Raw genomic sequence first — 4,545 nt, 5'->3', positions numbered from 1 at the left:
ATCCCGGCCCGGCCGGCTGGCTGACTGGCGGAGGAGCGGCCGACGGCGGTGTCGTCAGCGCGGCGACGGATTCGCCTTCACCAATGCCGCTTTGCCCGCCGGCCGGGCCGGGATCGGTCTCCTTGCCCTCGGGCGTCAGGCGCTGGGTGAACTTGGTCGCCTCGGCCGGTTCGCCGGCGCCCGCCGCCGGCGGTGCCGCCGCGGCGTCGGCGGCAGGCTTGGCCGGCTTCACCAGCGGCTCGGTGGTGACGGTCTTATCTCCGCCAAGACCGAGCATGGAGCGGAATGCGTCCTGGTTCGGCCAGATGCCGTAGCCACCGCCGCCGATCACCACGAGCACGGCGGCCGCGGCGATCAGCCCGCCATAGCTGCGCTTGCGCGCCGCGGGGCGCAGCCGCTGGAAAGTTTCGGCCGGCGCCGGCTCCTGGTCGTTGCCGAAGACCTCATCCTGGTCGTTCGGCACCGAGCTGTCCATGCCAGCCAGGGGGACATCGGTCTCGAATGGCGGCGGCGCTGGCGGCGCCTTCTGCCAGCCTGGCTCCGTCTTGGCGACGGGCGGCGCCGGCCGGAACGGTTCGGGCTTGGCGGGCTCCGGCCTGGCAGGTTCGGGTTTGGCGGCGACAGGCTGCCGGACATGGCTCGGCTGGTTCTTGTTGCGGTCGATCGAGGAGAAGATGTGCTCCAGCTCGGCCAGCGGATCGGCCGCCGGCGCGCTTTTGGCATAGCCTCGTTCGACGCTGGAAATGGCATCCTCGAGGGTGCGCTTCTGCTGATCGGCGACCGACGGCGCCAAAGGCGGGACGTGGTCCGCAAGCTTCTTGGCGATTGTCGCCCGCGCCTTGTCATAGACCTTCGACCGCATCTCCGGCGTGTTCTCGCTGAGACTGTCGATCGTCTTTTTCAGAACGGTGATGAAATCTGCCATGCTTCAGTGGACCTGCATTTTGTTCCTGGGCCGGCCCCCGCAAATCAGCCGCTATGCCCCGGAAAGGCTGAGAAACTAGTCTTGAAACGGATCGGTCACAAGTATCGTGTCATCCCGCTCCGGGCTGGTGGAAAGCAGCGCCACCGGCGCGCCCTGGCTTGCCGGCAGATAGTCGATCGTCTCGCCATCGAGGCGGTAGGCGGTGCAGACCTTGATCTCCTCCAGCCCGTCGAGCACGTCGAGCTTGGTCAGCGCGATGCCCTTGATGCCGTTGACGGCCACCGCCTGGCGCACCAGCACCGCGTCGAACCAGCCGCAGCGGCGCTTGCGGCCGGTGACGACGCCGAATTCATGGCCGCGCGTGCCGAGGAACTCGCCGATCTCGTTCTTCTGCTCGGTCGGGAACGGACCTTCGCCGACACGCGTCGTGTAGGCCTTGGTGATGCCGAGCACATAGCCGATGGCGCCTGGACCGACGCCCGACCCGGCTGCCGCCTGGCCGGCGACGGTGTTGGACGAGGTGACGAACGGATAGGTGCCGTGGTCGATGTCGAGCAGCGTGCCCTGCGCGCCTTCGAACAGGATGCGCTCGCCGGCGCGGCGACGGTCGTCGAGAACCTTCCACACCCGGTCCATGTAGGGCAGGATCTCGCCGGCCACCGAGGTCAGCTCCTGCATGATCGCCTCATGCGTCGCTTCCGGGTGGCCGAGCCCGCGACGCAGCGCATTGTGATGCGTCAGCAGCCTGTCGACCTTCACGGGAAGCGTTTCCAAATCCGCCAGATCCATCACCCTGACCGCGCGCCGGCCCACCTTGTCCTCGTAAGCGGGTCCGATGCCACGGCGGGTCGTGCCAATCTTCGTCCCGGAATTGGAGGCGGCGTCCTCGCGGAATCCGTCCAGCTCGCGGTGCAGCGACAGGATAAGCGCGGTGTTTTCGGCTATTTTCAGGCGGTCCGGCGTCACCCCGACGCCTTGCGCCTTCAGTTTCGCCGCCTCGGCGACGAACGCGTGCGGATCGAAGCCCACGCCATTGCCGATGATCGACAGCTTGCCCTGCCGCACCACGCCGGAGGGCAGCAGCGACAGCTTGTAGACCTTGCCGTCGACGACCAGCGTGTGGCCGGCATTGTGGCCGCCCTGGAAGCGCACGACGACGTCGGCCCGCTCCGACAGCCAGTCGACGATCTTGCCCTTGCCTTCGTCGCCCCACTGCGAGCCGACGACCACCACATTGGCCATGTTGCTTTTCCCTTGAGATGCCGACTTGCGGCTTGAAAACGACAGGCCTCTATAGCGTCAAGACCCGGCGAACGCGACCATTCTTTGCCGCCGAAAACGGCCAAAGGCATAAGAATTTTGCCTGCCGCGCCATTTGCCCGGGCGAGCGGGGCGCGATGCCGCGGCTTTGCTCCCGGGCGCTCCCGCCAAGCCGACGCCCGGCACAAATGCAAGCGCCGCGCGGCTATCGCACGCGCAGCGCTGTCATGCAAACCGGCGAGACTTCGTTCAGTCGCCGCCGACGTCGAACCGCAGTCGCTTCGCCGAGTCGATCGACTTGTGCGCCCGCACCTGTTCCAGGACCGTTTCCGGGAACGGCGCGTCGAGATAGAGCAGCGCGATGGCGTCGCCACCCGGCCGGTTGCGACCAAGCTGGAAGTTGGCGATGTTGACGCCGTTCTCACCGCAGACCGTGCCGAGCAGGCCGATGATGCCGGGCGCGTCGGCATTGGTCGTGTAGAGCATGTCGCGGCCGACCTCGGCGTCGAGATTGATGCCCTTGATCTGGATGAAGCGCGGCTTGCCGTCCGAGAAGCAGGTGCCGGCGATCGACCGGGTCCTGTGCTCGGTGGTGACGGTCAGCTTGATGTAGCCGTCGAAGACGCCCGACTTGTCGCGCTTGACCTCGGCGACGATGATGCCGCGTTCCTTCACCATGATCGGCGCCGACACCATGTTGACGTCGGAGACCTGCGGCCGGATCAGGCCGGCAAGGGCCGCGCTGATCAGGGCGCGCGTGTTCATGGTCGCGGTCGAGCCGTCGAACAGGATCTCGACCTCCTTTATCGGATCCTCGGTGACCTGGCCGACAAAGGCGCCGAGCACCTCGGCGAGCTTGACGAAGGGCTTCAGTCGCGGCGCTTCCTCGGCGGTGATCGAGGGCATGTTGATGGCGTTGGAGACGGCGCCCTTGATCAGGTAGTCGGACATCTGCTCGGCCACCTGCAGCGCGACGTTCTCCTGCGCCTCGGTGGTCGAGGCGCCGAGATGCGGCGTCGCCACGACGTTTTCCATGCCGAACAGTTCGTTGTTCTCGGCCGGCTCGACCTCGAACACGTCGATGCCGGCGCCCGCCACCTTGCCGCTCTTCAGCGCCGCCACCAGGTCGGCCTCGACGATCAGCCCACCGCGGGCGCAATTGATGATGCGCACGCCGGGCTTCATTTTGGCGATCGCCGCCGCGTCGATAATGTTGCGCGTCTTGTCGGTCAGCGGCGTGTGCAGCGTGATAAAGTCGGCGCGCGCGAAAAGCTCGTCGAGCTCGACCTTTTGAACGCCGAGCTCCTCGGCGCGACTGTCGGACAGGAACGGGTCGAAGGCGATGACGTGCATCTTCAGCCCGACGCCGCGCGTGGCGACGATCGAGCCGATATTGCCGCAGCCGATCACGCCCAGCGTCTTGCTGGTAATCTCGATGCCCATGAAGCGGTTCTTTTCCCACTTGCCGGCATGCGTCGAGGCATTGGCCTCCGGGATCTGGCGGGCGAGCGCGAAGATCATCGCGACCGCGTGCTCGGCGGTGGTGATCGAATTGCCGAAGGGCGTGTTCATCACGATGATGCCCTTGCGGCTGGCCGCCGGGATGTCGACATTGTCGACGCCGATGCCGGCGCGGCCGACGACCTTGAGATTGGTCGCGGCGTTGATCAGCTTTTCGGTGACCTTGGTGGCCGAGCGGATGGCGAGGCCATCATACTGGCCGATGACTTCGGCGAGCTTTTCCTTGTCCTTGCCGAGATCGGGCAGATAGTCGACCTCGATGCCGCGATCCTTGAAGATCTGCACTGCGGTGGTTGAAAGCTTGTCTGAAACGAGAACGCGGGGCGCCATGGCGGCCTCCTTCGAATGGGATTGATCCGGTTGGAAATGGGCGGCCTTGCGGGCCGCCCGCCAGAAACTCAGGCCGCTGCCTTCAGCGACGCCTTCTGCGCGGCAAAGGCCCAGTCGAGCCAAGGCAGCAGCGCCTCGAGGTCGGCGGTTTCGACTGTTGCGCCGCACCAGATGCGCAGGCCAGGCGGTGCATCGCGATAGGCGCCGATGTCATAGGCGACGCCGTCCTTGTCGAGCGCCGAGACCAGCCCCTTGGCGAAAGCCGCTTGCCCGTCGGCGTCGAGCGCCGCGACATCTGGATCGGTGAAGGAAAAACACGCCGAGGTGTTCGAGCGCGTCGCCGGGTCGACGGCGAGATGGCCGAGCCAGGATGATTTGGCGACGAACCGGTCGAGCACCGCGGCATTGGCGTCGGCGCGAGCGACCAGGGCGTCGAGGCCGCCGATCGACTTCGCCCAGTGAAGCGCGTCGAGATAATCCTCGACGCGCTTCACTGGGCGAAGTCGATC

General features: G+C 66.4%; 2 protein-coding genes and 2 pseudogenes. All 4 read right to left on the bottom strand.

Annotated features, from left to right (window positions below):
• A pseudogene (locus EN780_RS28140) lies at positions 1-925 on the bottom strand (hypothetical protein); the annotation flags it as partial.
• Positions 926-1,000: 75 nt separating this feature from the next.
• Entirely contained in the window at positions 1,001-2,167 is a 1,167-nt protein-coding gene (locus EN780_RS28135; RefSeq protein WP_128275927.1) for an adenylosuccinate synthase, read from the bottom strand.
• A 267-nt stretch (positions 2,168-2,434) separates the two neighbouring features.
• On the bottom strand, positions 2,435-4,036 hold the full coding sequence (serA, locus tag EN780_RS28130) for a phosphoglycerate dehydrogenase (RefSeq protein WP_128275926.1): 1,602 nt from the start codon (positions 4,034-4,036) through the stop codon (positions 2,435-2,437).
• A 68-nt stretch (positions 4,037-4,104) separates the two neighbouring features.
• A pseudogene (locus tag EN780_RS28125) lies at positions 4,105-4,545 on the bottom strand (phosphoserine aminotransferase); the annotation flags it as partial.

Origin of the sequence: Mesorhizobium sp. M4B.F.Ca.ET.089.01.1.1, from assembly GCF_004022605.1 — a bacterium.
GTDB lineage: Bacteria > Pseudomonadota > Alphaproteobacteria > Rhizobiales > Rhizobiaceae > Mesorhizobium > Mesorhizobium abyssinicae.
The sequence above is the reverse complement of the archived record's forward strand: the minus strand, read 5'-3'. Positions and strand labels throughout refer to the sequence as shown.

Bases quoted from the DNA above. Each gene is read 5' to 3' on its own strand.
- EN780_RS28135 (WP_128275927.1), bottom strand. From the start codon at position 2,167: ATGGCCAATGTGGTGGTCGTCGGCTCGCAGTGGGGCGACGAAGGCAAG.
- serA (WP_128275926.1), bottom strand. From the start codon at position 4,036: ATGGCGCCCCGCGTTCTCGTTTCAGACAAGCTTTCAACCACCGCAGTG.